Raw genomic sequence first — 24,885 nt, 5'->3', positions numbered from 1 at the left:
GCAGCATGACATATGGTCGGGTTAACCCGCAATTCCGCCTCGAAGATCAAGGTATCGAAGGGCTGGGGCATGTCTATTATAACCTGATGGAGCCTGCCCTGATCGAAGCCGCGCTGAAGCGCGACGAAGGCACGCTGGGCCAGGGTGGCGCATTTCTCGTCTCAACCGGAAAGTTCACCGGACGCTCCCCCAAAGACAAACATGTGGTAAAAACAGCCAGCGTCACTGACACCATCTGGTGGGACAACAATGCCGCGATGAGCCCTGAAGGGTTTGATGCGCTTTATGCAGATATGCTGACCCACATGAAGGGCAAAGACTACTTTGTTCAGGACCTGGTCGGTGGTTCTGACCCTGCTCATTCGATCAATGTGCGTATGGTAACGGAACTGGCTTGGCACGGTCTGTTCATCCGTCACATGCTGCGCCGCCCAGATTGTGAAGATCTGGATGGCTTCCTTGCTGACTACACCGTCATCAACTGCCCAAGTTTCCAAGCAGATCCTGCACGCCACAACTGCCGGTCTGAAACCGTGATTGCGATGAACTTTGACAAAAAGATCATCTTGATCGGCGGCACCGAATATGCGGGAGAAAACAAGAAATCCGTCTTTACGCTGCTGAACTACCTGTTGCCCGAAAAAGGTATCATGCCGATGCATTGCTCTGCAAACCATGCGACGGGCAACGCTGTGGACACAGCTGTGTTCTTTGGCCTTTCTGGCACTGGTAAAACAACGCTCTCAGCTGACCCAGATCGCGTTCTCATCGGTGATGATGAACACGGTTGGGCAGACAATGGCACCTTCAACTTTGAGGGCGGCTGTTATGCAAAAACAATCAATCTCAACCCTGAGGCCGAGCCTGAGATCTACGCCACCACTTCTAAATTTGGCACTGTGATTGAAAACATGGTCTTTGATGAAGAGACCAAAGAGCTGGACTTCAACGACGATAGCCTAACCGCAAACATGCGCTGTGCTTATCCGCTGAACTACATATCAAACGCGTCAGACAATGCGCGTGGCGGGCATCCAAAGAACATTATCATGCTGACCTGTGATGCCTTTGGTGTTCTGCCTCCAATCTCGCGTCTGACACCTGCGCAAGCCATGTATCACTTCCTGTCTGGTTTCACCTCCAAAGTGGCCGGAACCGAACGCGGTGTGACAGAGCCTGAACCCACATTCTCCACTTGCTTTGGAGCGCCCTTCATGCCGCGCCGCCCCGAGGTTTACGGCAACCTTCTGCGTGAAAAAATCGCCCAGCATGGTGCAACTTGCTGGTTGGTGAACACAGGCTGGACGGGTGGTGCTTATGGGATCGGCTCACGCATGCCGATCAAGGCAACACGCGCGCTGCTCACTGCTGCACTGGATGGCTCGCTCGCCGAAGCAGAGTTCCGCAAAGACAGCAACTTTGGGTTTGACGTCCCTGTCACGGTTCCCGGCGTAGCAGAAGTTTTGCTGGATCCGCGCCGCACGTGGGATGATCAGGGCGCATATGACAAACAGGCAGCCAAACTAGTTCAAATGTTCTCGGATAACTTTGAACAGTACCTGCCCTTTATCGATGAAGATGTGAAAGCCTCTGCCATCGGCTGAATGTAAATTCAGTACATTAAATTGCAGCCCTCGCCCCAGTGGCGGGGGCTGTCGCGTCTTTGGTATTTTCCTCAGCTGCGATGAAGTCACTGCAAATGCTAGCCCAACAGGCCGCGACGCACCAGGTTCGCAGACACCACCAGCAAGACCACCAAAGTCGCCTTTTTGAACATTGCCTGATCAATACGGCTTTGTAATTTATTGCCCAGCCACATGCCCAGCAAAGAGGGGGCGATCATCAGGCAAGACATGGGCAAAGTCTCCTGACGCACAACACCAGACCCGATATGTGCCCCCAGCAGAGCGATGGAGCCAAGCCCGTAGATCACGCCTTGCGCGCGCATCTGTTCTCGCTTCTCCGTTCCAAGTGCCGTCAAATAGGCAACGGTTGGAGGCCCCCACACCCCGGAGATCCCACCAGAGAAGCCTGCAATACTGGCCACGGCGCATTCTGCCCGCCAACTGGCGCGCTGCAGCTTAATCTCACGCCCGACAAGCTGCATAAGCGCAAACCCCATGACGGGAACGCCAATAATCAGAAGCATAATGTGCTGTGGCATAAGCGTGACCAATTGCGCACTGCCAATCAAGCATATGCCCCCCACGCTCAGATACAGCCGAAACCGCTTCATTGACCGCCAGGCCGCTCCGACGCCTTCATGCAAAGCCTGAAACCCATTTGTAGCGAGGGTCGGCAGAATAAGCCAAGCGAGAGCGATATCGGGAGCCACAAAGATGCTGAGCCCCGAAATCAAGATCATCGGCATCCCAAAACCAACCGTCCCTTTGACGGTTCCTGCAACAACAGCAACACAAAACCCGGCAAGCAATTGTAGCGGAGTCATTCCGGTGAAAAAATATTCCATCCTTTGGCTTTAACACATTCCAGCCACGCTGCATGTGCAAAATTATCAGAGTAATTTTGTGATAATAATGAACTTTTCATTGAATTTTTGTTGCGCTGCGACTGCGAAATGATTACCACTGTGACGACTGGAAAGAGGAGTGATTCATGCCCCATGATGGACAGGATATTGCAATGACACCAACGCTGATGCCCGACCTGCTGAACCAAACCAAAGCAGCGCTTGCACCGTTGGACGGCCTCTTGGAGACTGCCCGTGCAAAAGTTGCAGCACAAGTCACCGCTGAAGGACGTATCTCGGGCGCACTGATCGAAGAGAACCAAACGGCCGCGCATGGCCTGTCTTGGCTTGCGACCTATGTTTACGCGCTCCGCCAGATGCAACGATGGGCAGAGGCGCTACAGTGCGAGGGTAAGTTTGGTGAGATGGAACAGCTGATCCATCAAATCGCCTTTGGTGAATACCTCTGGCAGATCTATGGCGGTATCCCCATGAACCAGGGAGAGATCATTCGCCTTCAAGATCTGGGCCTCAGCCAAGACGACATGCGCGTTATGATGACCCCAGAGATCATGTCTTTAAGTCAATCTGCAAACACACAGGCCGCCCGCAGCCGACTGGTTGAGCTGATGGAAGAACAGGGCGCAGCCGCGACCATGTTTGGCGCTTCTGGTCTGGATGAAGAGCTGGAAATGATCCGTGATCAGTTCCGCCGCTACGCGCAGGAAAAGGTCGAGCCTTTTGCGCACGAATGGCACCTCAAGGACGAATTGATCCCAATCGAAATCATTGATGAGCTTGCAGAGATGGGGGTTTTCGGCCTCACAATTCCAGAAGAACACGGTGGTTTTGGCCTATCAAAAGCCTCGATGTGCGTGGTGTCTGAAGAATTGTCGCGCGGATACATCGGTGTTGGCTCTCTTGGCACCCGGTCAGAAATCGCTGCTGAGCTTATCATTGCTGGCGGCACAGACGACCAAAAGGCACAATGGTTGCCCAAATTGGCCAGCGCGGAAATCCTACCCACTGCGGTGTTCACGGAACCCAATACCGGCTCCGATCTTGGCTCTCTGCGCACCCGTGCTGTGAAGGACGAAAACGGGGATTATAAGATCACAGGCAATAAAACATGGATTACCCATGCCGCGCGCACCCATGTGATGACCCTGCTGGCACGCACAAACCCAGATACCGACAACCACAAAGGTCTGTCGATGTTCCTAGCTGAAAAAACGCCTGGCACCGATGACGATCCGTTCCCCACCCCAGGTATGACGGGTGGTGAGATCGAGGTTCTTGGCTATCGCGGTATGAAAGAATACGAACTTGGCTTTGACGGGTTTCACGTGAAATCAGAGAACCTGCTTGGTGGAGAAGAAGGCAAAGGTTTCAAACAGCTGATGCAGACCTTTGAAAGCGCCCGGATCCAGACTGCGGCCCGCGCCATTGGCGTCGCCCAATCTGCGCTGGATATCGGGATGCAATATGCCCAAGACCGCAAACAATTTGGCAAAAGCCTGATCAACTTCCCACGCGTTTCGGGCAAGCTTGCGATGATGGCTGTGGAAATTATGATTGCACGTCAGCTCACTTATTTCTCGGCATGGGAAAAGGATCATGACCGTCGCTGTGACCTTGAAGCAGGTATGGCAAAACTGCTGGGCGCGCGGGTGGCCTGGGCTGCTGCCGACAACGGTTTGCAGATCCACGGTGGCAACGGGTTTGCCATGGAATACAAAATCTCTCGTGTTCTTTGTGATGCGCGTATTCTCAACATTTTTGAGGGTGCCGCAGAAATCCAAGCACAAGTTATCGCGCGACGTCTGCTCGGCTAAAACAATCACCCTCGACTTCACGGCCCCAGAGACCTCTGAGGGCCGTTTTTTCGTGGCATGAATACATCGTTACTCTGCTGCGCGCTGGCGTATGAATTGACAAAATTCCGTAAAACTCGGATGCACAGGCGATCACAACCCCATCATTCGAGACGACCATGACCCGTTTTTTTGTTGCTTTGTTTTTTCTTTCTCTTGCCGCCTGCACCCGTGATGAAACCCTAACAGGCCATGGCGCAGCCGCTCGCCTGTGGAGCCTCACTGAAATCAACCAAAACCCATTTGCGGCCCCGGTCTCTCTCTTCATGGAGGAGGGTGGATTTGTGCAAGGTGTTGGACCTTGTAACAGTTTTGAGGGTCGGGTGAACTCTCCCTATCCTTGGTTTAGTCTCAACAATTTGAAGCGCGGCACACAGGAGTGCCCAGACTATGACGCTGAAACCTATGCGTTGCAGTTGTTGCTGCGCATGAACGAAGCGGAAGTCTTGGATAAAACACTTATTCTGCGCGGCGATGACACTGCTGAAATGGTCTTTACAGCCGCTGAGTAAGCGCAGACACGAATCGCGCCCGCGCCTCGGGGACCGGACGATCCCCTAAGTTAGGGGCCAAATGATGGGCCACGAAATGGCCGGTCGTGTGGAGCGCTTCTAGAATATCACGGTCAGATCCATCGCCAACACCGCGCAGAACCGAAGGCAAAGGCAACAAGCGATCTGCCCATTCGCCAGCCCCCTGGCGTGACACCGCACGGCCGCTTTTGGGAGAGACATAGATCAACTCCTGCGTCGCTCCGGTCACAGCACAAGCCGAAAGATCAAGAGCAAAGCCCATTTCCTCCAAAAGCTGAACCTCCCATTTCATATAAGCAAGAGGCCACACTTCGGGGTGTTCCAACAGATCAAGCATAAATTCAGTGTTTTCATACAGGCTGAGATACTGCGCCCGCTCTGGAAGGCAAAACAGCAACAACCCGGTCACTGCATTCAATCCAGCCAAAGCAACACGATCTGAAAGCGCTGCAGCAGTACGGCTGCGAACGGGCTCAACACGGAAAACGCCCAGTTGAGTTTCCAACCGCCCGCGCCATGCAAGATCAAGCTGTGCGCCGGGTTGCAGAATTGCGCCAAGCTTGCGACCAGCGCCACCACGGACCAACCCTGAGACCCGCCCATGTGCGCGCGTAAACACATCTATGATAGCGGCATTTTCGCCGTGGCGACGACGACGTAACAAAATTCCCTGATCGCGCCACTCCATCGGCAGGCCTATTCGTTTTCACACCCAACAACAGTTTGACCGTTTCGCGCCCCAAGGGAAAGAGGTTACGCCAACCCTGGCTCATCCAAAAGATGACGCCCGGCCCGGTCTTCGACCTCGATCACCCAAAGGTCAGGATCAAACTCTTTTTGCCGTGCAATTGCCTGATCCACCGTGACCTCACCACCAGAGGACAGCTGATCCCACATGCGTTCACCGCTCAACAAATCATAAGTCCGGTGGTACGCGACGGCCTCACCATCCAGCGTATTGAGCTTCACCAAAACAGCACCCGCGGTATCATCACCATGTGACGTGACAAAAGCCGGGATATCATACAGGCGCAGGCGCGTGAGATAGGCTTGCACCCAAAACTCTGCAGTCAGGCGAGCCATCAATTGCCGTCTTTGAAATCAAGACCCATTTCAGAATAGCGCTCTGATTCTTCTAACCAGTTTGGACGCACTTTGATCTGCAGGAACAGGTGGATTCTACGATCCAGAAACTCTTCCAGCTCTAAGCGAGCCGCTTGGCTGATTGCCTTGATCGTCTCGCCACGTTTGCCCAGAACGATCCCTTTGTGACCGTCCCGTACCACATAAATCACCTGATCAATTTTAGCGGATCCATCTTTGCGCTCTTCCCAGTTTTCGGTCTCAACCGTCAGCTGGTAAGGCAGCTCTTGATGCAGGCGCAAGGTCAGTTTTTCACGGGTGATCTCTGCTGCAATCATGCGCATGGGCAGATCGGCAATCTGATCTTCGGGATAAAGCCAGGGACCTTCAGGCACCTCACCTGCAAGCCATTCGCGCAAGGCATCTACACCGTGGCCACGTTCCGCAGAAATCATAAAGGTTTCGGCAAAAGAATACCGTTCGTTCAGATCTTTGGTCAGCGCCAAAAGATCTTCGGCTTGGACTTTATCAATCTTGTTGATCGCCAGTGCGACAGTGCGCCCCTGCCCGATATCACCCAGCCCCTCAAGGATACGCTCTACCCCTTCGGTAACACCCCGATGAGCTTCAACCATCAAGACAATCACATCAGCATCCGCAGCACCGCCCCAAGCGGCAGCAACCATCGCACGGTCCAGACGCCGACGGGGCTGAAACAGGCCCGGCGTGTCAACAAAGACCAGCTGCGCATCCCCTTCAAGAGCCACGCCGCGAATACGGGCACGGGTGGTTTGCACCTTATGCGTCACGATCGAAACCTTGGCTCCGACCATATAGTTCGTCAGGGTGGATTTCCCTGCATTGGGCTCCCCGATAAGGGCAATAAATCCGGCGCGTGTTGTCATGTCTCTTGATCCCGCTTGGCAGGGTCATAGCCCTACAGGAAATTTATGTATTGGACCAGTGGGGCAATCTCCCCAATCGGCAACAGCTATGACAGCTCTGCCAACAGCGCGCGTGCCGCAGCTTGCTCCGCCTGTCTCTTTGATCCAGCTGTGGCTTGGGCTTCTGCCCCTGTTTCCAGGCGTGCTGCAATTGTGAAAACCGGTGCATGATCTGGACCGCTGCGCGAAATCTCGACGTAGCTTGGTGGCTTTTGCCCCCGCGCCTGTGCCCATTCCTGCAGTGAGGTTTTGGAATCACGTGCATCCGTTTCCACATTGGAAATCCGCGCGCCCCAAAGGCGCAAAATCAGGTTCTGCGCAGCTTCAAACCCTGAATCTTTATAGACAGCCGCGATCACCGCCTCCATGGCATCGCCCAAAAGGGCCTGCTTACGTCGCCCGCCCGACAGCATCTCAGATCGGCCCAGTTTAAGAACCGCACCTAAATCGATCTCGCGGGCGACCTCGGCACAGGTCTCTTTGCGCACCAAGGCGTTAAAACGCGGGGCAAGCTGGCCTTCGCTGGCAGTTTGATCCTGATCCAGCAGCGCAGTCGCCATGACCAGACCCAAAACACGATCACCTAGAAACTCGAGTCTTTGATTGTCTTGTCGCGTTGGCGAAGACATCGATGCATGGGTGACGGAACGCATCAAAAGAGTCGGATCGGTGAATTTATGCCCGATCCGTTGCTCAAATGCGCGAAGTTCTTTTGAAAGTTTCACTCGACCGCCTTAAAGAAACGATCCCCGCGCCACGTCCAGAAGAACAGCATTGAGCGTCCTGCCGAGGAGAACATGATACGATCAGCGCGACCAATCAGATTTTCGAACGGTACAAAGCCCGCACCGCCTGCGGATTGCGACAAACGACTATCCGTTGAATTGTCGCGGTTGTCGCCCATAAAGAAGAAGTGACCTTCGGGAACCTGATAAACGCCGGTATGATCCATGGTTTGATTGCCGATATTCAACACGGCATAAGATGGTCCATCTGGCAGCGTTTCGATCTGCCGTGATTTGCTGCAGGTGCCGCCGACACCAACAGGGCCATTTTCACAGCGGGGCGCGGAACGTTGCGGCCCTTGTGGTGCGTAGACCTCTTCAAAGGCGCCATCGTTCTCCAGCTTCACCGCAGTGTCATTGATGAACAAGACACCGTTCTTCACTTGGATTTTGTCACCGGGCAGACCGACGAGCCGCTTGATGTAATCCGCACCATGGACAGGGTGACGGAAAACGACGACATCACCCCGTTCAGGCTGAGAGCCCAAAAGGCGCGTGTTGTCTCCATCCAAGAAGCGACAGATCTGCTCTGCGTCCACGTTAATGCCAAATTGCGGCAAGCGCACCGAAGGACAAGAGGCGTGGGAATAGCCATAAGCCATTTTGTTCACGAAAAGGAAATCGCCGATCAAAAGCGTTTCTTTCATCGATCCTGAGGGAATCCAGAAGGGCTGGAAAAACAGAGTGCGGAAAACACCTGCAATCAACAGGGCGTACACAATGGTCTTAATTGTCTCGACAATCGAATTGCCGGTTTTCGCTTTGGCGGCCATCAGGCTCTCCAAGATCTAAAACTAGGTCCGTGGCTACATGCGGGGCCAAGCCAACTAAGTCAAGGTTTACGCTATATTGCGCGACACCTTCACTCTTTTGAGCTGAAATCTGCGTCCTATTTGGGACGCGCTTCGATCACCACAAAGGCCTGAGCCCAAGGATGGTCATCGGTGAGTGTCACATGGATAATCGCTTCGTGACCGGCAGGTGTCATCGCGGATAAACGATCCGCCGCCCAGCCTGTGACCTGCATTACTGGCTGTCCTGTTTCCAGATTGCTGACAGCCATATCTTTCCACGCAATTCCCATGCGCAGCCCGGTTCCCAGCGCCTTAGAGCAAGCTTCTTTTGCAGCCCAGCGTTTTGCATAGGTCCCTGCGACGTCTAGACGCCGCTCTGCCTTGCGCTGTTCTACATCTGTAAACACGCGATTGCGGAAACGATCTCCGAAACGGTCCAGGGTCTTTTGAATACGTTCAATATTCGCCAGATCTGTGCCTATCCCCAAGATCAAAGCGCGCGCCTCACACTCTTGCAGTCAGGATCTTGAGGCTCGCCACCCCAAAGAAACCTGCAAACACAAATTCAAACCAGCGGCGCAAGCGCGAATAGACCGCGACCACTTTGGAAGACGAAAATAGGAACGCATATCCGACAAATACCAAAATCGAGCCGCTATATAGAAATGCAAAAAGCCCAAACACAGCCCCACTGCCTGCTCCCGGTTGAAGGACAAGTGAATAAATCGAAGCCCAAGATAAGATCGCTTTGGGATTGGTCAGGTGAATCAATGCCCCCTTAGTGAAAATCATCCACGCGCTTCCCGTATAAGCGCGTTGCTGCACCACGGCGTTTGATGACAACGCAGAGCGAAGGGATTTTAGCGCCAAAAACAATAGATATCCCGCCCCACAATAACGCAGAACCTCAAACACCCACGCATTCGCCTGCATGACCGCGCTCAACCCGGCTGCGGCAGCCAGACCCCAAGTGGCCGATCCTGCGAGAACACCCAAAGAAAAAAACAATCCAGCCTGGCGTCCCGTGTTCATCGAGGTTCCAGCAATGGAAAGCGTCGCCGGGCCAGGGCTGCCACCAGCAAGCACCCAAGCCACCCAGACCGCAATCCACTCAATACCGATCACGAGCGAGCGGCCTCCATCAGGCGACGCATTTCAGAAATGGCCGATTCTAACCCACGAAACACAGCTTCCCCGATGAGAAAGTGACCAATATTCAGCTCTTTCACTTCAGGTAAGGCTGCAATGGGCTCAACAGTCTCATAGGTCAAACCATGCCCTGCATGGACTTCTAAACCAAGGCTATGCGCGTAAGTTGCCATCTCGCAGAGCGCTACCAGCTCGCGATCACGCGTTGCAAAATCACCTTCGGCGTGGGCATCACAATAGGCGCCTGTGTGCAGTTCAATCACTTCGGCACCAATTCGGTTGGCAGCCTCAATCTGTTTTGCATCTGCCCCGATAAAGATCGATACCCGACAGCCCGCATCTCGCAAGGGAGCAATGAAATGTGCCAGCTTGTTTTCCTCACGCGCAACTTCAAGCCCGCCTTCTGTGGTGCGCTCTTCCCGCTTTTCTGGCACGATACAAACCGCATGTGGTTTATGATGCAGCGCAATTTTCTGCATTTCTTCCGTTGCCGCCATCTCAAAATTGAGAGGAATGCTGATCTGATCCATCAAGGCTTCAATATCTGCATCAACAATGTGGCGCCGATCCTCGCGCAGATGCGCAGTGATCCCATCGGCACCTGCTGTTTGTGCCATCAACGCTGCGCGAACCGGATCCGGCACAGCACCACCACGCGCGTTTCGCAAAGTTGCAACGTGGTCAATATTCACACCAAGGCGTAAGGTCGTATCAGCCATGGGGAGCCCTTTGTACGATGTCGTTTAGATAATCCATGGCCTGTACACCGGCTGAGAGCAAGGTTGAAATTGCCACGATACATTCATGAAACCCGTGGAAAGGCGGGTTTCAAGCTTTGACAGCAATACCGTTATCACCTTCAGAAGAATACTAATTGGCCTTACGCAGTGATACTGCATCTGGTGCAGAAGCTTTTGCAATAGATTGCGCCCCCTGCTCCAATTCGACCAACGCTGCAGCACGTTTAATCGCTTCGAATTTAGCCTTGATCTTTGCCCGGCGGCGCTGCTGATAGGCCCGGATCAAAGGCAGACAAATAAGGTACCCAACCGTTCCGGCAACAACACCGGGAATCAGCCCACCAATCATGTAAGGGAAAAAAACCTCATCATAGAAAAGGCGCAATCCGCTCCAATCCACCGGTCGGTCTGAAAACAGCGACAGCAGGTTGTTTTTTAAATCATGTCCAGCTGCCAGGAATTTAGACACCAATGAAGCGTCCACCTCATCGTCGAATTCCGTCCCTAAAATCCAATGACCTGTTTGAAGGGAGATCACGCCAATAGGGACATAAGTGAGAGGGTTACCAAAAAACGTAGAGCTTAGTGCCGCCAGAATATTGCCATTCATGGCGCGTGCGAGAAACGCTGCAATGAAAAAGTGAACCCCGTAAAACGGCGTGAAAGTGGTGAACATACCAGCCCAAACTCCCCGCGCGATGCGTTCAGGGGAGTCTGGCAAACGCCGCACTCTATATTTTACATACAGAAAAGCTCTAGCCCAACCGCCGCGCGGCCAGACGAAATCCGCAATGACACGAAGCAGCGAACGCTTATCCCGGCGTTTAAAGACCAACGGTCGACGTCCTTTTCAACTTAGACCTCAGCTGTTTTGCAATCCCTTCCACCCCGACGTTTCGGGTTTTGCCCGAAATCTGGCGACAGCAGCGACATCGCTTTCAGCTTCTAAGGTCAACATAAGCGAGTGAAGCTGTTCAACATCTCGCAATTCCACATTGACCATAAGTCTGTAAAAGTCTGGTTTCCGATCTAGGAATTTCAGATCAGAAATATTGGCCTTTTTCTCACCAATCAATGTGCAAATTCGCCCAAGTACACCTGCATCATTGCCAATCGTCAGTTCAAACGTGGTTCCATATGCAGCTGGGTGAGTGCCGCCATGCCAGTTGACATCTACCCAACGGTCCGGCTGTTCATCAAATTCGCTCAAACGATCACAATCGGCGGCGTGAACTTCCACGCCACGCCCGCGATGCGTAATTCCGATAATACGTTCGCCAGGAAGCGGCTGGCAACAGGGCGCGCGTTCAAAGCTCTGCCCCGGTTGTAGGCCAATGACGGCACGGCGGGGCGAAATTTCATCCCCTGTGCCATCCACAATTTCTGGATAAACGGCCTGCACAACATCATGTGCAGTCATTTCTGCGGCACCGAGGCGAGATAAGAGATCTTCAACCGTGCCAACCCGCAACGCCCGCGCGGCGGTTTCAAGCGCTTTATCAGTTGCTTTGCGCCCTACATGTTCAAACGCCGAGCGGGCCAGTTCATGCCCCAGCTTCACAAATCGTTCGCGATCCGCTTCACGCAACGCACGGCGAATAGCTGTGCGCGCCTTACCTGTTGTCGCAATCTCCAGCCAGCTGACCTGAGGCGTTTGACCTTCCGCTGTGATCACATCCACAGATTGACCATTGCGAAGGCGTGTCCACAGCGGCACACGAATGCCGTCCACTTTGGCCCCGACGCAGGCGTGCCCAATCCGCGTGTGAATGGCGTAGGCAAAATCAATCGGCGTTGCGCCTTTTGGCAACTTGGTCACATCCCCTTTAGGGGTAAAGCAGAAAACTTGATCTGAATACATCTCAAGCTTGACCGCTTCGAGGAAAGCATCGTGATCCTCTTCCGCATCGAACTGCTCTGATAGCGATGCGATCCATTTGGCAGGATCAACCGCAAAAGGGTTTTGTGACCGCACACCATCTTTGTAGGACCAGTGCGCTGCAACACCTGTTTCAGCAACATCATGCATCTGCCGGGTTCGGATCTGTACTTCAACCCGCTTGCCATCACGACCTGAAACCGTCGTGTGGATCGAACGATACCCGTTGGATTTTGGCTGACTGATATAATCTTTAAAGCGCCCAGGCACGGCCCGCCACCGCTGATGGATGGCGCCAAGCGCACGATAACAGTCTTCCTCGCTTTGAGTGATAACCCGGAAACCATAGATATCAGAGAGCCGCGAAAATCCCTGATCCTTAGCCTGCATCTTGCGCCAGATGGAATAGGGTTTCTTGGCTCTGCCAAAGACATCTGCCTGAATTCCGGCCTTGCCCAATTCAAGCCGCATATCGCCAGTAATCCGGTGGATCACATCACCTGTTTCGCTCTGCAAGGTTACAAAGCGACGAATAATGGACTGCCGCCCTTCTGGGTTGAGGACCCGAAATGCGAGATCTTCAAGCTCTTCCCGCATCCACTGCATCCCCATGCGACCAGCAAGAGGTGCATAGATGTCCATGGTTTCGCGGGCTTTCTGGGCCTGCTTTTCTGGGCGCATTGCCTTGATTGTACGCATATTGTGCAAACGATCGGCTAGCTTGACCAAAATGACCCGAAGATCTTTGGACATCGCCATGAACAACTTGCGGAAATTTTCAGCCTGCTTGGTTTCACGGGAGGAGAGCTGCAGATTGGTCAGCTTGGTCACACCATCGACCAGCTTTGCAACTTCATCTCCAAACCGTTCAGCAACTTCCTCGTAAGAGGTTTTGGTGTCTTCAATCGTATCATGGAGCAGAGCAGTGATAATGGATGCGTCATCCAACCGTTGCTCTGAAAGAATTGCCGCTACGGCTACAGGATGCGTAAAGTAAGGCTCACCCGAGTGGCGAAACTGTCCTTCGTGCATTTGCTCCCCAAAAGCAAAAGCATCAATCAGCCTGTCTGCATTTGTTTTGGGATTATAGGTACGGACCAGTTCGATCAGATCATCAGCAGAAATCATAAATAGTCCGCACCTTCGTCTTCAAATACGCCCACTTAGCCCTGGCTTTGGGCCTCCATCAGTGCGCGAAGTAGTTTTTCTTCAGACATATCATCTGCTTCAGGTTTGTCCGTCTCAGAACCCATCAGCAACGCCATGGAATCCTCTTCAGGCTCGTCCACTTCGATCTGGGTTTGATTGCTTTCGATCAGACGTTCCCGCAACGCATCGGTGCTTTGGGTTTCGTCAGCGATCTCACGCAGGGAGACAACTGGGTTTTTGTCATTGTCCCGCTCGACTGTCAGTTCAGCACCGGCCGAAATCTCACGGGCACGATGTGCAGCCAGCATTACCAGCTCAAAGCGGTTGGGAACTTTATCGACGCAGTCTTCAACCGTTACACGGGCCATGGGCGACTCTCCAATGAATGTGGATCCAGAGGTGACCCGTGTAAGGCTAAAACGCTGCAGAGGCAAGCACTCAATGCAACTGTGTCAAGCGTTTAAAGCGCCTCAACCGAAGAAATATCTTCCGACGACAAACGATCCCGTAAATTCAGCGCTGTTTCGCCTGACACAGGGTGGCTCCAGTCAGCACCGATGTCACATAAGGGAATCAACACAAAACTACGATCTTGCAAACGAGGGTGCGGAAGAATCAGTTCATCTGGTGCTGATTTTATTTGCGTTTGCAGGTCCAAATCGCGCCATTTCGCATATTTATCCAAATTTGGAAGAATCGCATTTCCAAAAGAAAGCAAATCCAGATCTAATGTTCGCCCCCCCCAACGTTCCTCGCGGACACGTGAAAAATGTGTTTCAACGTGATGCAACTCTGTCAGCAAGGCCCCTGCAGAAAGCGTCGTTTTTACCGACATCGCAGCATTCACATAGTCAGGCCCGCCCCCTTTCGGGAAGCAAGGCGTCCTGTAAAACTTTGAAATTGAACAAATTTGAATATCACGACTCGCAATCATCTCAATTGCTTCAGACAGCGTTCTTTCAGGTTTTTCTGCACCTCGTGGCAAGTTTCCCCCTAAAGCAATCCATGCTGTTGTCCTAATTTCATGCATTTTTGACCTTATTTCATAACGATGATACACTTGCGGCAGACGCTAATAGATTTAAATTACATGTAACTGCATCGCCAGAATTTTAATCACCACTCACGGAACGGCGTCGCAGATTTATACCGAAGGGACATATTTATGTTTTACAAAGACGAACGGCTCGCGCTGTTCATTGACGGGTCGAATCTTTACGCCGCAGCGAAGGCGCTGGGATTTGATATCGACTATAAACTGCTGCGACAGGAATTTATGCGTCGTGGCAAGCTACTGCGCGCATTCTACTACACTGCTCTCTTGGAGAATGATGAATACTCTCCAATCCGCCCACTGGTGGACTGGTTGAACTACAACGGCTTCACCATGGTCACAAAACCCGCCAAAGAATATACCGACAGCATGGGGCGTCGGAAAGTCAAAGGCAACATGGATATCGAGCTGACAGTCGATGCTATGGAACTTGCGCCACGTGTGGATCATATCGTGCTATTTTCGGGCGATGGGGATTTCCGCCCGTTGATTGCCAGCTTGCAACGTCAGGGGGTCCGGGTTTCGGTCGTCTCGACGATCCGCAGCCAGCCACCAATGATTTCAGACGAACTGCGCCGCCAAGCGGACAACTTCATTGAACTTGATGGCCTCAGAGATGTCATTGGCCGTCCTCCGCGCGAAGGCTCTGGAGATGTCGGCTATCCGGTAGAAAGTAGCGAGTAACCTCCTCAAACAACCAAACCAACGGGGCTCCCATAGGGGGCCCTGTTTGCTGTGATAAAAGCACAAGCAACATATCCACAGATCACTGGACCTCTCGCGCCAAAGTGCTTACCTCTCAATGTCAAGGAGAGACCACATCATGACAACACCCGAACTGACATTGTATCTTGCTGCCCCTCGTGGATTTTGCGCAGGCGTAGACCGGGCCATCAAGATTGTTGAAATGGCGCTCACAAAATGGGGCGCTCCTGTCTATGTACGCCATGAGATCGTACATAATAAATTCGTGGTCGATTCCCTGAGAGAGAAAGGTGCGGTGTTCGTCGAAGAGTTGGACGAATGCCCAAATGATCGTCCGGTGATTTTCTCTGCGCATGGCGTGCCAAAATCAGTTCCTGCGGCTGCCGAGCAGCGCAATATGGTCTATGTTGATGCCACCTGCCCGCTGGTTTCCAAAGTCCATATCGAAGCACAGCGTCATGCGGAAAATGGGCTGCAGATGATTATGATTGGCCACAAAGGCCACCCCGAGACGATCGGCACCATGGGACAGCTGCCTGATGGTGAAGTATTATTGGTTGAAACCGTCGCCGATGTTGCCGCTGTCGATGTCCGCGACCCGGATAAAATCGCATTCGTCACACAAACGACTCTGTCCGTTGATGACACCAAGGATATAATTGCCGCCCTTGAAATCCGGTTCCCTAATATCATCGGGCCACATAAAGAAGACATTTGCTACGCCACCACCAATCGCCAAGACGCGGTTAAGGCTGTGGCGCCAAAGGCCGATGCGCTTTTGGTGGTTGGGGCTCCGAACTCTTCCAATTCACGCCGCCTGGTCGAAGTGGGCGCAAAAGCCGGTTGTGACTACGCGCAGCTGGTTCAGCGCGCTGAAAACATCGACTGGCGCGCGCTTGAAGGTATTCGCTCTGTGGCGATTACCGCAGGCGCATCTGCACCTGAACTGCTGGTCAACGAAGTTATTGATGCGTTCAAAGCCCGTTTTGACGTCACGGTAGAGCTTGTTGAAACAGCCGTGGAAACAGTGGAGTTCAAAGTACCGCGCGTCTTACGCGAACCGGCCTGATCGTTCAAATTTCCCACTGTTTCAGGACATCCATTCATGATCACAGCACAATTCCTGTTTACGACACTTGTTGTCGTGCTAATCCCCGGCACCGGTGTGATCTTTACCCTTGCGATGGGCCTCAGTCAGGGACGTATTGCTGCACTTTGGGCGGCTCTGGGCTGCACATTGGGGATTGTCCCACATCTGGTTGCTGCAACGTTTGGGCTGGCTGCCATTTTGCACAGTTCAGCCCTTTTGTTTCAAGCTGTCAAATGGGCCGGTGTTGTTTATCTTTTGTGGCTTGCACTGAAAAGCCTGCAAACCAGTGGAGCACTCGCGATCAATGGGCAACAGCCCAGAGCAAACGGCGTCGCAATCGCGCGGCGTGCCGCATTGATCAACATTCTCAACCCCAAACTTTCACTGTTCTTTCTCGCCCTTATACCACCATTTTTGACCGGCAATGCAGAAACGGCCACTCTCGAAATGACATCATTGGGTGGTGTCTTTATGCTGCTGACACTTGCAATCTTTACCATCTACGGCCTCTTTGCAGCGCAGGCACGCGATTTATTGCTGACCAGCGAGAAAGCGATGCGTTGGCTTAACTACAGCTTTGCAGGCATTTTTGCGTTGCTTGCAGGGCGTCTGGCGCTAGAGCGCAGCTAAATCTGTATCATCTCAAATCTGACAAACACCAAGAAAAGCCAGATCTGCTCGTTTTCACGCTTTGCGCTCCCCTTCCTTTCCCGTTAAGGGTCAAAACATGGCACAACTTTTTGCATATACAGATGGCGCCTGCTCCGGGAATCCCGGCCCCGGCGGATGGGGCGCGCTATTGCGTGCAATGGACGGCGACAACATCGTGAAAGAGCGCGAGCTCAGCGGTGGCGACGCTGAAACCACAAACAACAAAATGGAGTTGATGGCTGCCATTCAGGCACTGGAAAGCCTGTCGCGCCCATCAACTATCACAGTGGTCACCGATAGCGCTTATGTCAAAAACGGCGTCACCGGCTGGATTTTCGGTTGGAAAAAGAATGGCTGGAAAACAGCCTCTAAGAAACCTGTAAAAAACGTCGAACTCTGGCAGCGTTTGGATGCAGCGCAAGCACGTCATCAGGTAACCTGGGAATGGGTCAAAGGCCACGCAGGCCATCCTGAAAACGAACGGGCCGATGAATTGGCACGCGCAGGCATGGCCCCATTCAAAGCATCCAAAAATTAAATGGATCTGCCGACGATCCTAGATACAGCGTCTGTGGTGGTTTTTGCATTGACAGGTGCATTGGTCGCCAGCCGCGCGCAGTTGGACATTGTTGGTTTTGCTTTTGTCGCCTGTCTGACTGCAGTTGGCGGCGGCACAATTCGCGATCTTTTATTAGACCGCCACCCGGTATTTTGGGTTGCAGAACCTGCCTATATCCTTTGGGCGACAGCAGCAGCAGTCGGAATCTTTGTCACAGCGCATTTGCTTGAAAGCCGTATGAAATGGGTTATCTGGCTCGACAGTTTTGCGCTCGCCGTTGCAGTCCCGGCTGGGGTGGCTGCAGCCTTGGAAACGCAGCAACACCCCGTCGTTGTCGTTCTTATGGGGATGGCGACCGGGTCTTTGGGCGGCTTGATGCGTGACGTCGTCTGCAACGAGGTGCCTTTGGTCTTAAAACAGGGTGAACTATACATCTCTTGCGCTATGGCAGGCGCGATTGCTGGATTGATCACCCTGCAATTTGGGCTGCCCATCAATACGGCACTGCTGGTCTGCGCAGCAACAACATGGGCGCTTCGGGCAGGGTCTATCACCTTCGGGTGGCACATCCCAGTCTACAAAAGCCGCCCTCCGCGACAATGAGACCGCTTAGAGCTGCTGGCCCTTGACGATGGGAAACCCGCGCAAGAAAACCTCCCGGTCCTGAGCGCCCTTGCCTGCCCGTTGCAAGCGTAAAAGCTCCACTGCACCTTTGCCACAGGCAACCGTCAGCGTCTCGTCCAAAACCGTTCCCGGTTTACCTGCCCCGCTCGCCAAACGCGACACCAAAAGTTTCACGCGCTGCCCGTCGATTTCACACCAAGCACCGGGGAAAGGTGACAAGCCGCGAATCTTGCGATCCACCTCTTCCGCAGGCCTTGACCAATCGATCTGCGCCTCTGCTTTGTCGATCTTTTCTGCATAGGTCACGCCCTGTTCAGGCTGAGTTTCTGGGGTGAGGGACGACAATTGCGCAAGCGCTTTCACAATCAATACAGACCCCTGTTCAGACAGGCGATCATGCAGGATTGCTGTTGTTTCTTCTGCGCCGATCATCAGGACATCGCGCAACAGCACCGGCCCTGTATCAAGCCCGGCCTCCATTTGCATAATGCAAACGCCCGTTTCCGCATCCCCAGCCATAATTGCACGGTGGATCGGAGCAGCCCCGCGCCAGCGAGGCAAAAGGCTTGCGTGAATGTTCAAACAGCCAAATTTCGGCGCATCCAACAGCGCTTGTGGTAAAATCAACCCATAGGCCACAACAACCGCAACATCAGCATTGAGTGCTGCGAAGGCTTCCTGTTCCTTTAAAGACTTAACAGAAACCGGATGTCGCACCTCAAACCCCAGTGCCGCAGCGCGGGCGTGAACGGGGGTGGGGCGGTCTTTTTTGCCGCGGCCGGCAGGCCGTGGAGGTTGGCAATACACAGCGGCAATTTCATGCCCCGCGGCAACCAACGCATCCAGAACCGGAACCGAAAAATCCGGCGTGCCCATAAATACCACACGCATCAGCAGCACCCACAGCTGGGTTTCGCGAATTTCTTGGACTTTTTAACCAACATGTCCCGCTTCATTTTTGACAAGTGGTCAAAGTACATTTTGCCATTCAGATGATCGATTTGATGCTGAACACTGGTGGCTTCAATACCGACAAAATCACGCTCGACCACTGCACCGGTTTCATCCATGAAACGTACCGTGACAGCCCGGGGGCGCTTAATCGTAGCAGAAACGCCTGGCAAGTTTGGGCTGGCTTCTTCATGCTCGCGCAGCTCAATCGATTTGTGCAAAATCTCAGGGTTGGCCATACGCACGGCCTTCCCACGCTCGGTTGAGCCATCCACAACTGCAAGACGCTGTAGGACGCCGATCTGGTTCGCCCCCAGACCAACCCCCGGCATGGCTTCCATCGTATCAATCATATCCTGCCAAATCTGGCGCGTTTCCTCTGTGATCTCGACCACAGGATCAGCAACGCTACGCAAGCACTGATGAGGCCATGGCAGGCATTTACGAACAGTCATGGCACTTCCCTTCAACCGCGCGCGCGCTCGCGTTTTAGCTTTTGCATTTTGCGCGTAATCATCTGGCGCTTAAGAGGCTTGAGATAATCAATGAACAGTTTTCCTTCGAGATGGTCGATTTCATGCTGAACGCAGGTCGCCCACAGATCATCAAAGGTTTCGGTCTGCAAATTCCCATCCCGGTCCATCCACTCCACATCGACAACCTTAGGACGGGTGACTTCTGCGTACTGATCCGGGATCGACAAGCACCCTTCTTCATAGACGTTCGTCTCGTCCGAGGCGGCCACAATACGCGGGTTGAACATCACGAGCGGCCGCGAGACCTCACCTTCTTCCTTAACGCAATCCAGCACGATCACCCGCTGCAACACGCCGACCTGCGGGCCTGCAAGGCCGACACCAGGTGCGTCATACATAGTCGCCAACATATCATCAGCCAAAGTGCGCAACGCGTCTGTGATGTCCTCAACAGGTTCACAGACCTTTTTCAGGCGGGGATCAGGATGGATCAAAATCGGACGTATCATGATTTGCATGTAAGACATTGTACCCCTGCTCGCAACGCCTCTTGCAGATCTGATCAAAGCCGATAGCTTCGCCCTAATGATAAAAGGAGCATCCCTTTGGATTTTGATACGCTGATTGACCGCCGCAACACCCATTCAACCAAGTGGGACAAGATGGAACGCCTTTATGGCGTATCACCCGATGAAGGGCTGTCCATGTGGGTGGCAGACAGTGATTTTCAGGTCGCAGGCCCGATCCGTGACAAGCTGCAACAACTCGTAGATCAAGCAGTCTTTGGCTATGCTGACGCAGAAGGACCTTATCGCGAGGCCGTTCAATGGTGGATGCAGAGCCGACACAACTGGACAATCGATACAGATTCGATCTTTAGCACCACGGGATTGTGTAACGCGATCGGTCTTTGCCTTGACACCTACACCCAGCCTGGAGATGGCATCGTCCTATTTACGCCCGTCTATCACGCCTTTGCCCGTGTTGTACGTGCAGCCGGGCGAGATGTCGTTGAATGCCCGCTGGTGAACACATCAGGCCAGTATGAAATGGACTTTGACGCCTATGACGCGCAAATGACCGGGAAAGAAACGATGGTCATTCTCTGTTCTCCTCATAATCCAGGCGGTCGTGTCTGGACCCAAGATGAACTGCGTGGGGTCGCCGATTTTGCAAAGCGCCACAATCTGCTTCTGGTTTCAGATGAAATCCATCAGGATCTGGTCTTCAAAGGACATCGCCACATCGCAATGCAAAACGCGGCTCCAGACATCACAGATCGTTTGTTGATGCTGACAGCCCCATCAAAAACATTCAACATCGCTGGGCTCCATACAGGCCAGGTGATCATCCCAGATCCAGCGTTACGTGCGCGCTTTGCCGCAAAAATGTCTGCCCTTTCCATTGAGGTGAGTTCAATCGGTCAATTTGCAACCACCGCCGCCTATTCTCCCGAAGGTGCCGCCTGGGCTGATGCGCAAATTGCCTATATCGAAGAAAACACAAAGATTTTCGAACAAGCCATCAGCGAGATTCCCGGGCTGACCCCAATGCGACTGCAGTCGACCTACCTGTCCTGGATTGATTTTTCCGGCACCGGTATGGCGCATGAAGAGTTCATCCAACGCGTGGAACAGGGTGCAAAAATTGCGGCCAATCATGGCACGACCTTTGGCACCGGCGGCGAGAGCTTTCTGCGTTTTAACCTGGCCACGCAACGCACACGTGTCGAAGACGCTGGCACACGCCTGAAGACAGCCTTCTCAGATTTGCAATAAGCCTCGCTTCGCTCAATCAACAGAACCGGGCAACGCCCGGTTCACTACTACACGCGGATGGCGGACGTCCACCTATCAGCTTGGACCTTCAATAAATCCAACAGGGGCGTCAGGCGCGCGATAAAAATCCAAGGGGGCAGCATCTGTCGCTGGGGTTGCCCGTTTGAATTCATAGCGCATTTCACCTGCCTCTTCTTCGGAGGCTACGATCAGGCATTGCGATACGTAACGCGCACCATCAAAGAGGTCGACCAACCCACGCAGCTGAGGTGTGTTCGCGGCTTCGACTGAAAACCCAGTCTCCCAGAGGCGCAGGACCGCAAAGCTCTCCCCGTCTGTATAGATACGCATACGGCTTGATTTACGCATATGTTTCATGCGGGCCTCATCAAGCGCATCCTGCACAGCTTGGGGAATATAGGTTGTCATGATTTGGACCTTTCTGGTCAGCATCTTCCTACATCTGACTCTTGGCCAAACCACCTTAAAATCAAGTGAAGATTTTATGTGGTTGATCCCAAAGCGCCTGTAAAATCGCTTGTGCATAGCTGCAGATACGATGCGCGCAAGACGCCGTTTTCGCAGGTACATTCAAGCCCTATTGTATCTTAAACAACATAGGAGTGCAATTTATGGGACTGTTGATTGACGGCCAATGGCACGACAAATGGTACGATACGAAATCCCAAGGTGGTGCATTCAAACGATCTGAGGCGCAATTCCGCAACTGGATCACTCCAGACGGAAGCCTAGGACCCTCCGGCAAAAGCGGTTTTAAGGCCGAAAGTGGACGCTATCATCTTTATGTCTCACATGCGTGCCCCTGGGCACACCGCACTCTGATCTTTCGTGAACTGAAAGCACTGCAAGCCCATATTACTGTCTCTGTTGTACATCCTGACATGCTGACCGAAGGGTGGACCTTTGACACCGATGAGAACGGCGCAACGGGCGACAACCTGTTTGGCTTCAGCCGTGTACATCAGATCTACACGCGTGCTGACCCAAACTACAGCGGACGGGTCACTGTTCCTATTTTATGGGACAAAGAGCAGAACACGATCGTTTCCAACGAAAGCTCTGAAATCATCCGCATGTTCAATTCGGCCTTTAATGACGTAACAGGCAATTCGACAGACTATTGGCCTGAAAGCTTGCGCGAGCCGATTGAAGCAATCAATGACCGCATCTACCATACGGTGAACAACGGCGTTTACAAATCGGGCTTTGCCACCACACAACAGGCCTATGATGCAGCTGTCAAACCGCTGTTTGAAACGCTGGACTGGCTTGAAGATCTACTATCACAGCACCGATACTTGCTAGGCACGCGCATCACCGAGGCAGATTGGCGCCTTTTCACGACTCTTGTCCGCTTTGATCCAGTGTATCATCTACATTTCAAATGCAACCGCAACCGGCTGGTCGACTTTCCGCATCTCTGGGCTTATACACGAGAGCTTTATCAACTGCCCGGCATCAAAGAGACCGTGAATTTTGCCCATATCGAGCGGCATTATCACTATAGCCACGAAACCATCAATCCGCACCGCATCCTTCCAATCAATCCCAATATTGACTGGCAGGCCCCTCACCTGCGCGGCTGATCCGTTCTTTGCGGCATTGCTTGATTTATAGCTGTTGCTGCTTCATATGGCATAGGATCGCCGTATGAAGCGGCGTAGCAAGAGATAGCAAAGCCCCAGATGAGCATCGAGACTGCCCCTAACCCAAGCGCCAAACGGGATCACGGTGGCAATCTGTCTGCCGCCATGAAAACTTATGGCGGTCAACGAGACACATGGATTGATCTGTCCACTGGCATCAATCCAGTGCCCTACCCGGTGCAGGGCATATCTCATTCAGATTGGAGCGCTCTGCCGGATCGCACCGAACAAGAAGCTCTGCTGCAAGCGGCCCGTATATTTTGGAATGTCCCAGATGAGGCTGCTATTTTAGCCGCCCCCGGTGCTTCCGCTTTGATTGCCGCGATCCCGGCGCTTGCTGAACCGGCGCAAGTCGAGATCACACCACCGACCTACAACGAACATGCTGCAGCCTTTCGGGCACGCGGCTGGCACGTCAAAGAGACAGGCCTCTGTCCCGCGCGTGTTTTGGTACATCCAAACAATCCCGACGGGCGACTTTGGGCACCGCAAGATGCATCCGCGCCGCTCACAGTGATTGACGAGAGCTTTTGCGACGTTTGCCCAGAACACAGCCTGATTGCACAAAGCGCGATCAAAGGCCGGGTCATACTCAAAAGCTTTGGCAAGTTCTGGGGGCTAGCCGGCCTTCGTCTTGGCTTTGCAATTGGGGACTCTGACCTCATTATGCGCCTCGCGGAATGGCAGGGACCGTGGGCTGTTTCAGGCCCAGCCCTTCGGATCGGAGAACGCGCGTTAAGGGATCTCGCATGGGCAGAAACAACGCGTGTCCGTTTGGCGCAAGATGCGCAACGGCTTGATCAACTTATTTGTTCAAAAGGTGGTGCTCTTGTGGGCGGCACCGATCTGTTCCGGCTATATGAAGTTGATGATAGTACGTCCTGGCAAGATCGTCTGGCACAGGCACATATCTGGAGCCGCGTTTTCCCCTATTCCAAGACGTATCTGCGTCTCGGCCTGCCTGCACAAAATGACTGGTCCCGCCTAGAGGCTGCCCTGTGATCACCGCAATTCTCCTCGTGCCTGCCTTGATCCTAGATGCGGTATTAGGTGAACCGAAATGGCTTTGGTCGCACATACCACACCCAGCTGTACTGATGGGGCGGCTGATCGACGCCTTAGACACACGTTTAAATCAAGGCCCTCATCAACGGCTCAAAGGGGTAGCGACCGTTGTCGCCCTACTCTTCATAGGGCTTTTCATTGGCTTTGCCTTACAAACCTTGGGTGCAGTTGTAACTGTTTTGACCGCAGCAATACTTTTGGCGCAACGGTCGCTTTGTGATCATGTTCACGCTGTCGCTGAGGGATTGCAAAAGGACCTCGCAAGTGGGCGCTACGCCGTGTCCATGATCGTGAGCCGTGACACAGCAGATATGACCACGGCACAAGTTGCACGTTCTGCCATTGAAAGCGGTGCCGAAAACTTGTCAGACGGGGTGATCGCGCCTGCATTTTGGTTTCTGGTTGCAGGCCTTCCGGGACTAATCACTTACAAAATAATCAATACAGCCGACAGTATGATCGGCTACCGAACTCCTCGACATGAGGCGTTTGGATGGGCTGCCGCACGTCTTGATGATGTACTCAATTGGGTGCCTGCCCGCCTTACATCCGCATGTATCACGCTTGTCTCCCTTCAGCCAAAAGAATGGAGCAATATCTGCCGCGACGCGCGCAAGCACCGCTCGCCCAATGCTGGCTGGCCCGAAGCTGCAATGGCACGTCTTCTGAGCGTTTCACTGGCCGGTCCTCGTTCTTATGACGGAGAGATGCGGTCTTTCCCTTGGGTCTATGAGGCCGGACGCAAAGATTTAACAGCACAGGACATTCACCACTGTGTGATGGCACTTTGGAAGATATGGGGGTGCTTTCTGGTGCTAACTGTTGCGCTTGCCCTCCTGTTCTAGATAACAAGGACCAGACTTCA

Annotated in this window: 29 protein-coding genes; 12 read left to right on the top strand and 17 right to left on the bottom strand. The window is 53.2% G+C overall.

The window, feature by feature from the left end:
• Positions 1–5 precede the first annotated feature (5 nt).
• A complete protein-coding gene (locus tag BLP79_RS15100) occupies positions 6–1,604 on the top strand; it encodes a phosphoenolpyruvate carboxykinase (RefSeq protein ID WP_090220360.1) in 1,599 nt (532 codons plus the stop codon).
• Between the two features lie 98 nt (positions 1,605–1,702).
• Here BLP79_RS15100 and BLP79_RS15095 read toward each other — a convergent pair whose 3' ends face one another.
• Positions 1,703–2,470 (bottom strand): sulfite exporter TauE/SafE family protein, encoded by a 768-nt coding sequence (locus tag BLP79_RS15095; RefSeq protein ID WP_090220358.1) that lies wholly within the window; start codon positions 2,468–2,470, stop codon positions 1,703–1,705.
• Positions 2,471–2,616: 146 nt separating this feature from the next.
• On the opposite strand from BLP79_RS15095, the gene BLP79_RS15090 reads away from it, so the two are divergent.
• Both BLP79_RS15090 and BLP79_RS15085 read left to right on the top strand, forming a co-directional pair.
• The gene (locus BLP79_RS15090; RefSeq protein WP_090220356.1) at positions 2,617–4,305 is read left to right on the top strand and encodes an acyl-CoA dehydrogenase family protein; all 1,689 of its coding nucleotides are present in this window, start codon (positions 2,617–2,619) and stop codon (positions 4,303–4,305) included.
• A gap of 158 nt (positions 4,306–4,463) precedes the next feature.
• Positions 4,464–4,856 (top strand): META domain-containing protein, encoded by a 393-nt coding sequence (locus tag BLP79_RS15085; RefSeq protein ID WP_090220354.1) that lies wholly within the window; start codon positions 4,464–4,466, stop codon positions 4,854–4,856.
• Here the strand turns inward: BLP79_RS15085 and recO are convergent.
• From recO to folK, 12 genes are all read right to left on the bottom strand, one after another.
• The gene (gene recO / locus BLP79_RS15080; protein ID WP_090220352.1) at positions 4,840–5,565 is read right to left on the bottom strand and encodes a DNA repair protein RecO; all 726 of its coding nucleotides are present in this window, start codon (positions 5,563–5,565) and stop codon (positions 4,840–4,842) included. The genes BLP79_RS15085 and recO overlap by 17 nt on opposite strands.
• A gap of 65 nt (positions 5,566–5,630) precedes the next feature.
• On the bottom strand, positions 5,631–5,960 hold the full coding sequence (locus tag BLP79_RS15075) for a DUF1491 family protein (protein WP_090220350.1): 330 nt from the start codon (positions 5,958–5,960) through the stop codon (positions 5,631–5,633).
• Positions 5,960–6,865 carry a GTPase Era gene (era, locus tag BLP79_RS15070; protein ID WP_090220349.1) on the bottom strand — a complete coding sequence of 302 codons (906 nt, stop codon included), beginning with the start codon at positions 6,863–6,865 and terminating at the stop codon, positions 5,960–5,962. Before era ends, BLP79_RS15075 begins: the two co-directional genes overlap by 1 nt.
• 86 nt (positions 6,866–6,951) lie before the next feature.
• Positions 6,952–7,629, bottom strand: coding sequence for a ribonuclease III (gene rnc / locus BLP79_RS15065; RefSeq protein ID WP_090220347.1), 678 nt, complete (start codon positions 7,627–7,629; stop codon positions 6,952–6,954).
• The gene (gene lepB, locus BLP79_RS15060) at positions 7,626–8,462 is read right to left on the bottom strand and encodes a signal peptidase I (RefSeq protein ID WP_090220345.1); all 837 of its coding nucleotides are present in this window, start codon (positions 8,460–8,462) and stop codon (positions 7,626–7,628) included. Before lepB ends, rnc begins: the two co-directional genes overlap by 4 nt.
• 116 nt (positions 8,463–8,578) lie before the next feature.
• Entirely contained in the window at positions 8,579–8,977 is a 399-nt protein-coding gene (gene acpS, locus BLP79_RS15055) for a holo-ACP synthase (protein ID WP_090220343.1), read from the bottom strand.
• 10 nt (positions 8,978–8,987) lie between these two features.
• Positions 8,988–9,608, bottom strand: a complete 621-nt coding sequence (locus BLP79_RS15050) for a LysE family translocator (protein ID WP_090220342.1) — start codon at positions 9,606–9,608, stop codon at positions 8,988–8,990.
• The gene (locus BLP79_RS15045) at positions 9,605–10,351 is read right to left on the bottom strand and encodes a pyridoxine 5'-phosphate synthase (protein ID WP_090220340.1); all 747 of its coding nucleotides are present in this window, start codon (positions 10,349–10,351) and stop codon (positions 9,605–9,607) included. The genes BLP79_RS15050 and BLP79_RS15045 overlap by 4 nt, the downstream gene beginning before the upstream one ends.
• 151 nt (positions 10,352–10,502) lie before the next feature.
• Positions 10,503–11,207, bottom strand: a complete 705-nt coding sequence (locus BLP79_RS15040) for a DUF2062 domain-containing protein (RefSeq protein WP_090220338.1) — start codon at positions 11,205–11,207, stop codon at positions 10,503–10,505.
• A gap of 27 nt (positions 11,208–11,234) precedes the next feature.
• Positions 11,235–13,379, bottom strand: a complete 2,145-nt coding sequence (locus tag BLP79_RS15035; protein ID WP_090220336.1) for a RelA/SpoT family protein — start codon at positions 13,377–13,379, stop codon at positions 11,235–11,237.
• Between the two features lie 35 nt (positions 13,380–13,414).
• Complete coding sequence (gene rpoZ / locus BLP79_RS15030; protein WP_090220335.1) at positions 13,415–13,768, bottom strand: DNA-directed RNA polymerase subunit omega; 354 nt, start codon at positions 13,766–13,768, stop codon at positions 13,415–13,417.
• A 92-nt stretch (positions 13,769–13,860) separates the two neighbouring features.
• Complete coding sequence (gene folK, locus BLP79_RS15025; RefSeq protein ID WP_090220333.1) at positions 13,861–14,430, bottom strand: 2-amino-4-hydroxy-6-hydroxymethyldihydropteridine diphosphokinase; 570 nt, start codon at positions 14,428–14,430, stop codon at positions 13,861–13,863.
• Positions 14,431–14,565: 135 nt separating this feature from the next.
• Here folK and BLP79_RS15020 point away from each other — a divergent pair, with 135 nt between their 5' ends.
• From BLP79_RS15020 to BLP79_RS15000, 5 genes are all read left to right on the top strand, one after another.
• The gene (locus BLP79_RS15020; RefSeq protein ID WP_090220332.1) at positions 14,566–15,138 is read left to right on the top strand and encodes a LabA-like NYN domain-containing protein; all 573 of its coding nucleotides are present in this window, start codon (positions 14,566–14,568) and stop codon (positions 15,136–15,138) included.
• Positions 15,139–15,277: 139 nt separating this feature from the next.
• Positions 15,278–16,228 (top strand): 4-hydroxy-3-methylbut-2-enyl diphosphate reductase, encoded by a 951-nt coding sequence (gene ispH / locus BLP79_RS15015; RefSeq protein WP_090220330.1) that lies wholly within the window; start codon positions 15,278–15,280, stop codon positions 16,226–16,228.
• A 36-nt stretch (positions 16,229–16,264) separates the two neighbouring features.
• On the top strand, positions 16,265–16,879 hold the full coding sequence (locus BLP79_RS15010) for a LysE family translocator (protein ID WP_090220328.1): 615 nt from the start codon (positions 16,265–16,267) through the stop codon (positions 16,877–16,879).
• A gap of 97 nt (positions 16,880–16,976) precedes the next feature.
• Positions 16,977–17,438 (top strand): ribonuclease HI, encoded by a 462-nt coding sequence (rnhA, locus tag BLP79_RS15005; RefSeq protein WP_090220326.1) that lies wholly within the window; start codon positions 16,977–16,979, stop codon positions 17,436–17,438.
• The gene (locus BLP79_RS15000) at positions 17,439–18,062 is read left to right on the top strand and encodes a trimeric intracellular cation channel family protein (RefSeq protein ID WP_090220324.1); all 624 of its coding nucleotides are present in this window, start codon (positions 17,439–17,441) and stop codon (positions 18,060–18,062) included.
• A gap of 6 nt (positions 18,063–18,068) precedes the next feature.
• Here the strand turns inward: BLP79_RS15000 and fmt are convergent, their stop codons facing one another.
• From fmt to def (BLP79_RS14985), 3 genes are read right to left on the bottom strand one after another with little or no spacing between them, the layout of a single operon-like run.
• Complete coding sequence (fmt, locus tag BLP79_RS14995) at positions 18,069–18,974, bottom strand: methionyl-tRNA formyltransferase (protein ID WP_090220323.1); 906 nt, start codon at positions 18,972–18,974, stop codon at positions 18,069–18,071.
• Complete coding sequence (gene def / locus BLP79_RS14990) at positions 18,974–19,489, bottom strand: peptide deformylase (protein WP_090220321.1); 516 nt, start codon at positions 19,487–19,489, stop codon at positions 18,974–18,976. The genes fmt and def (BLP79_RS14990) overlap by 1 nt, the downstream gene beginning before the upstream one ends.
• A gap of 11 nt (positions 19,490–19,500) precedes the next feature.
• On the bottom strand, positions 19,501–20,019 hold the full coding sequence (def, locus tag BLP79_RS14985) for a peptide deformylase (protein WP_090220409.1): 519 nt from the start codon (positions 20,017–20,019) through the stop codon (positions 19,501–19,503).
• Positions 20,020–20,115: 96 nt separating this feature from the next.
• Between def (BLP79_RS14985) and BLP79_RS14980 the strand changes: the two genes are divergently transcribed.
• A complete protein-coding gene (locus BLP79_RS14980) occupies positions 20,116–21,288 on the top strand; it encodes a MalY/PatB family protein (RefSeq protein WP_090220320.1) in 1,173 nt (390 codons plus the stop codon).
• 75 nt (positions 21,289–21,363) lie between these two features.
• On the opposite strand, the gene BLP79_RS14975 is transcribed toward BLP79_RS14980, so the two are convergent.
• Positions 21,364–21,717 (bottom strand): hypothetical protein, encoded by a 354-nt coding sequence (locus BLP79_RS14975; RefSeq protein ID WP_090220318.1) that lies wholly within the window; start codon positions 21,715–21,717, stop codon positions 21,364–21,366.
• Between the two features lie 203 nt (positions 21,718–21,920).
• On the opposite strand from BLP79_RS14975, the gene BLP79_RS14970 reads away from it, so the two are divergent.
• The 3 genes from BLP79_RS14970 (at position 21,921) to cbiB (ending at position 24,865) form a co-directional block, all read left to right on the top strand.
• A complete protein-coding gene (locus BLP79_RS14970) occupies positions 21,921–22,895 on the top strand; it encodes a glutathione S-transferase family protein (RefSeq protein ID WP_090220316.1) in 975 nt (324 codons plus the stop codon).
• A gap of 99 nt (positions 22,896–22,994) precedes the next feature.
• Positions 22,995–23,957 carry a threonine-phosphate decarboxylase gene (locus BLP79_RS14965; RefSeq protein ID WP_090220315.1) on the top strand — a complete coding sequence of 321 codons (963 nt, stop codon included), beginning with the start codon at positions 22,995–22,997 and terminating at the stop codon, positions 23,955–23,957.
• Positions 23,954–24,865: an adenosylcobinamide-phosphate synthase CbiB gene (cbiB, locus tag BLP79_RS14960; RefSeq protein WP_090220313.1), complete on the top strand. Its 912-nt coding sequence runs from the start codon at positions 23,954–23,956 to the stop codon at positions 24,863–24,865. Before BLP79_RS14965 ends, cbiB begins: the two co-directional genes overlap by 4 nt.
• Positions 24,866–24,885: the final 20 nt, after the last annotated feature.

It is taken from the genome of Epibacterium ulvae (assembly GCF_900102795.1).
Taxonomy (GTDB): domain Bacteria; phylum Pseudomonadota; class Alphaproteobacteria; order Rhodobacterales; family Rhodobacteraceae; genus Epibacterium; species Epibacterium ulvae.
The sequence above is the reverse complement of the archived record's forward strand: the minus strand, read 5'-3'. Positions and strand labels throughout refer to the sequence as shown.

Excerpts from the sequence above, each read along its gene's own strand:
- BLP79_RS15095 (WP_090220358.1), bottom strand. The coding sequence starts at position 2,470 with ATGGAATATTTTTTCACCGGAATGACTCCGCTACAATTGCTTGCCGGG.
- BLP79_RS15000 (WP_090220324.1), top strand. The coding sequence starts at position 17,439 with ATGGATCTGCCGACGATCCTAGATACAGCGTCTGTGGTGGTTTTTGCA.
- BLP79_RS15045 (WP_090220340.1), bottom strand. The coding sequence starts at position 10,351 with ATGGCTGATACGACCTTACGCCTTGGTGTGAATATTGACCACGTTGCA.
- BLP79_RS15100 (WP_090220360.1), top strand. The coding sequence starts at position 6 with ATGACATATGGTCGGGTTAACCCGCAATTCCGCCTCGAAGATCAAGGT.
- lepB (WP_090220345.1), bottom strand. The coding sequence starts at position 8,462 with ATGGCCGCCAAAGCGAAAACCGGCAATTCGATTGTCGAGACAATTAAG.
- folK (WP_090220333.1), bottom strand. The coding sequence starts at position 14,430 with ATGCATGAAATTAGGACAACAGCATGGATTGCTTTAGGGGGAAACTTG.
- BLP79_RS15090 (WP_090220356.1), top strand. The coding sequence starts at position 2,617 with ATGCCCCATGATGGACAGGATATTGCAATGACACCAACGCTGATGCCC.
- BLP79_RS14975 (WP_090220318.1), bottom strand. The coding sequence starts at position 21,717 with ATGACAACCTATATTCCCCAAGCTGTGCAGGATGCGCTTGATGAGGCC.
- recO (WP_090220352.1), bottom strand. The coding sequence starts at position 5,565 with ATGGAGTGGCGCGATCAGGGAATTTTGTTACGTCGTCGTCGCCACGGC.
- ispH (WP_090220330.1), top strand. The coding sequence starts at position 15,278 with ATGACAACACCCGAACTGACATTGTATCTTGCTGCCCCTCGTGGATTT.
- def (WP_090220409.1), bottom strand. The coding sequence starts at position 20,019 with ATGATACGTCCGATTTTGATCCATCCTGATCCCCGCCTGAAAAAGGTC.
- rnhA (WP_090220326.1), top strand. The coding sequence starts at position 16,977 with ATGGCACAACTTTTTGCATATACAGATGGCGCCTGCTCCGGGAATCCC.
- fmt (WP_090220323.1), bottom strand. The coding sequence starts at position 18,974 with ATGCGTGTGGTATTTATGGGCACGCCGGATTTTTCGGTTCCGGTTCTG.
- era (WP_090220349.1), bottom strand. The coding sequence starts at position 6,865 with ATGACAACACGCGCCGGATTTATTGCCCTTATCGGGGAGCCCAATGCA.
- rpoZ (WP_090220335.1), bottom strand. The coding sequence starts at position 13,768 with ATGGCCCGTGTAACGGTTGAAGACTGCGTCGATAAAGTTCCCAACCGC.
- BLP79_RS15035 (WP_090220336.1), bottom strand. The coding sequence starts at position 13,379 with ATGATTTCTGCTGATGATCTGATCGAACTGGTCCGTACCTATAATCCC.
- BLP79_RS14965 (WP_090220315.1), top strand. The coding sequence starts at position 22,995 with ATGAGCATCGAGACTGCCCCTAACCCAAGCGCCAAACGGGATCACGGT.
- BLP79_RS15075 (WP_090220350.1), bottom strand. The coding sequence starts at position 5,960 with ATGGCTCGCCTGACTGCAGAGTTTTGGGTGCAAGCCTATCTCACGCGC.
- BLP79_RS15010 (WP_090220328.1), top strand. The coding sequence starts at position 16,265 with ATGATCACAGCACAATTCCTGTTTACGACACTTGTTGTCGTGCTAATC.
- BLP79_RS15020 (WP_090220332.1), top strand. The coding sequence starts at position 14,566 with ATGTTTTACAAAGACGAACGGCTCGCGCTGTTCATTGACGGGTCGAAT.
- BLP79_RS15085 (WP_090220354.1), top strand. The coding sequence starts at position 4,464 with ATGACCCGTTTTTTTGTTGCTTTGTTTTTTCTTTCTCTTGCCGCCTGC.
- def (WP_090220321.1), bottom strand. The coding sequence starts at position 19,489 with ATGACTGTTCGTAAATGCCTGCCATGGCCTCATCAGTGCTTGCGTAGC.
- BLP79_RS14970 (WP_090220316.1), top strand. The coding sequence starts at position 21,921 with ATGGGACTGTTGATTGACGGCCAATGGCACGACAAATGGTACGATACG.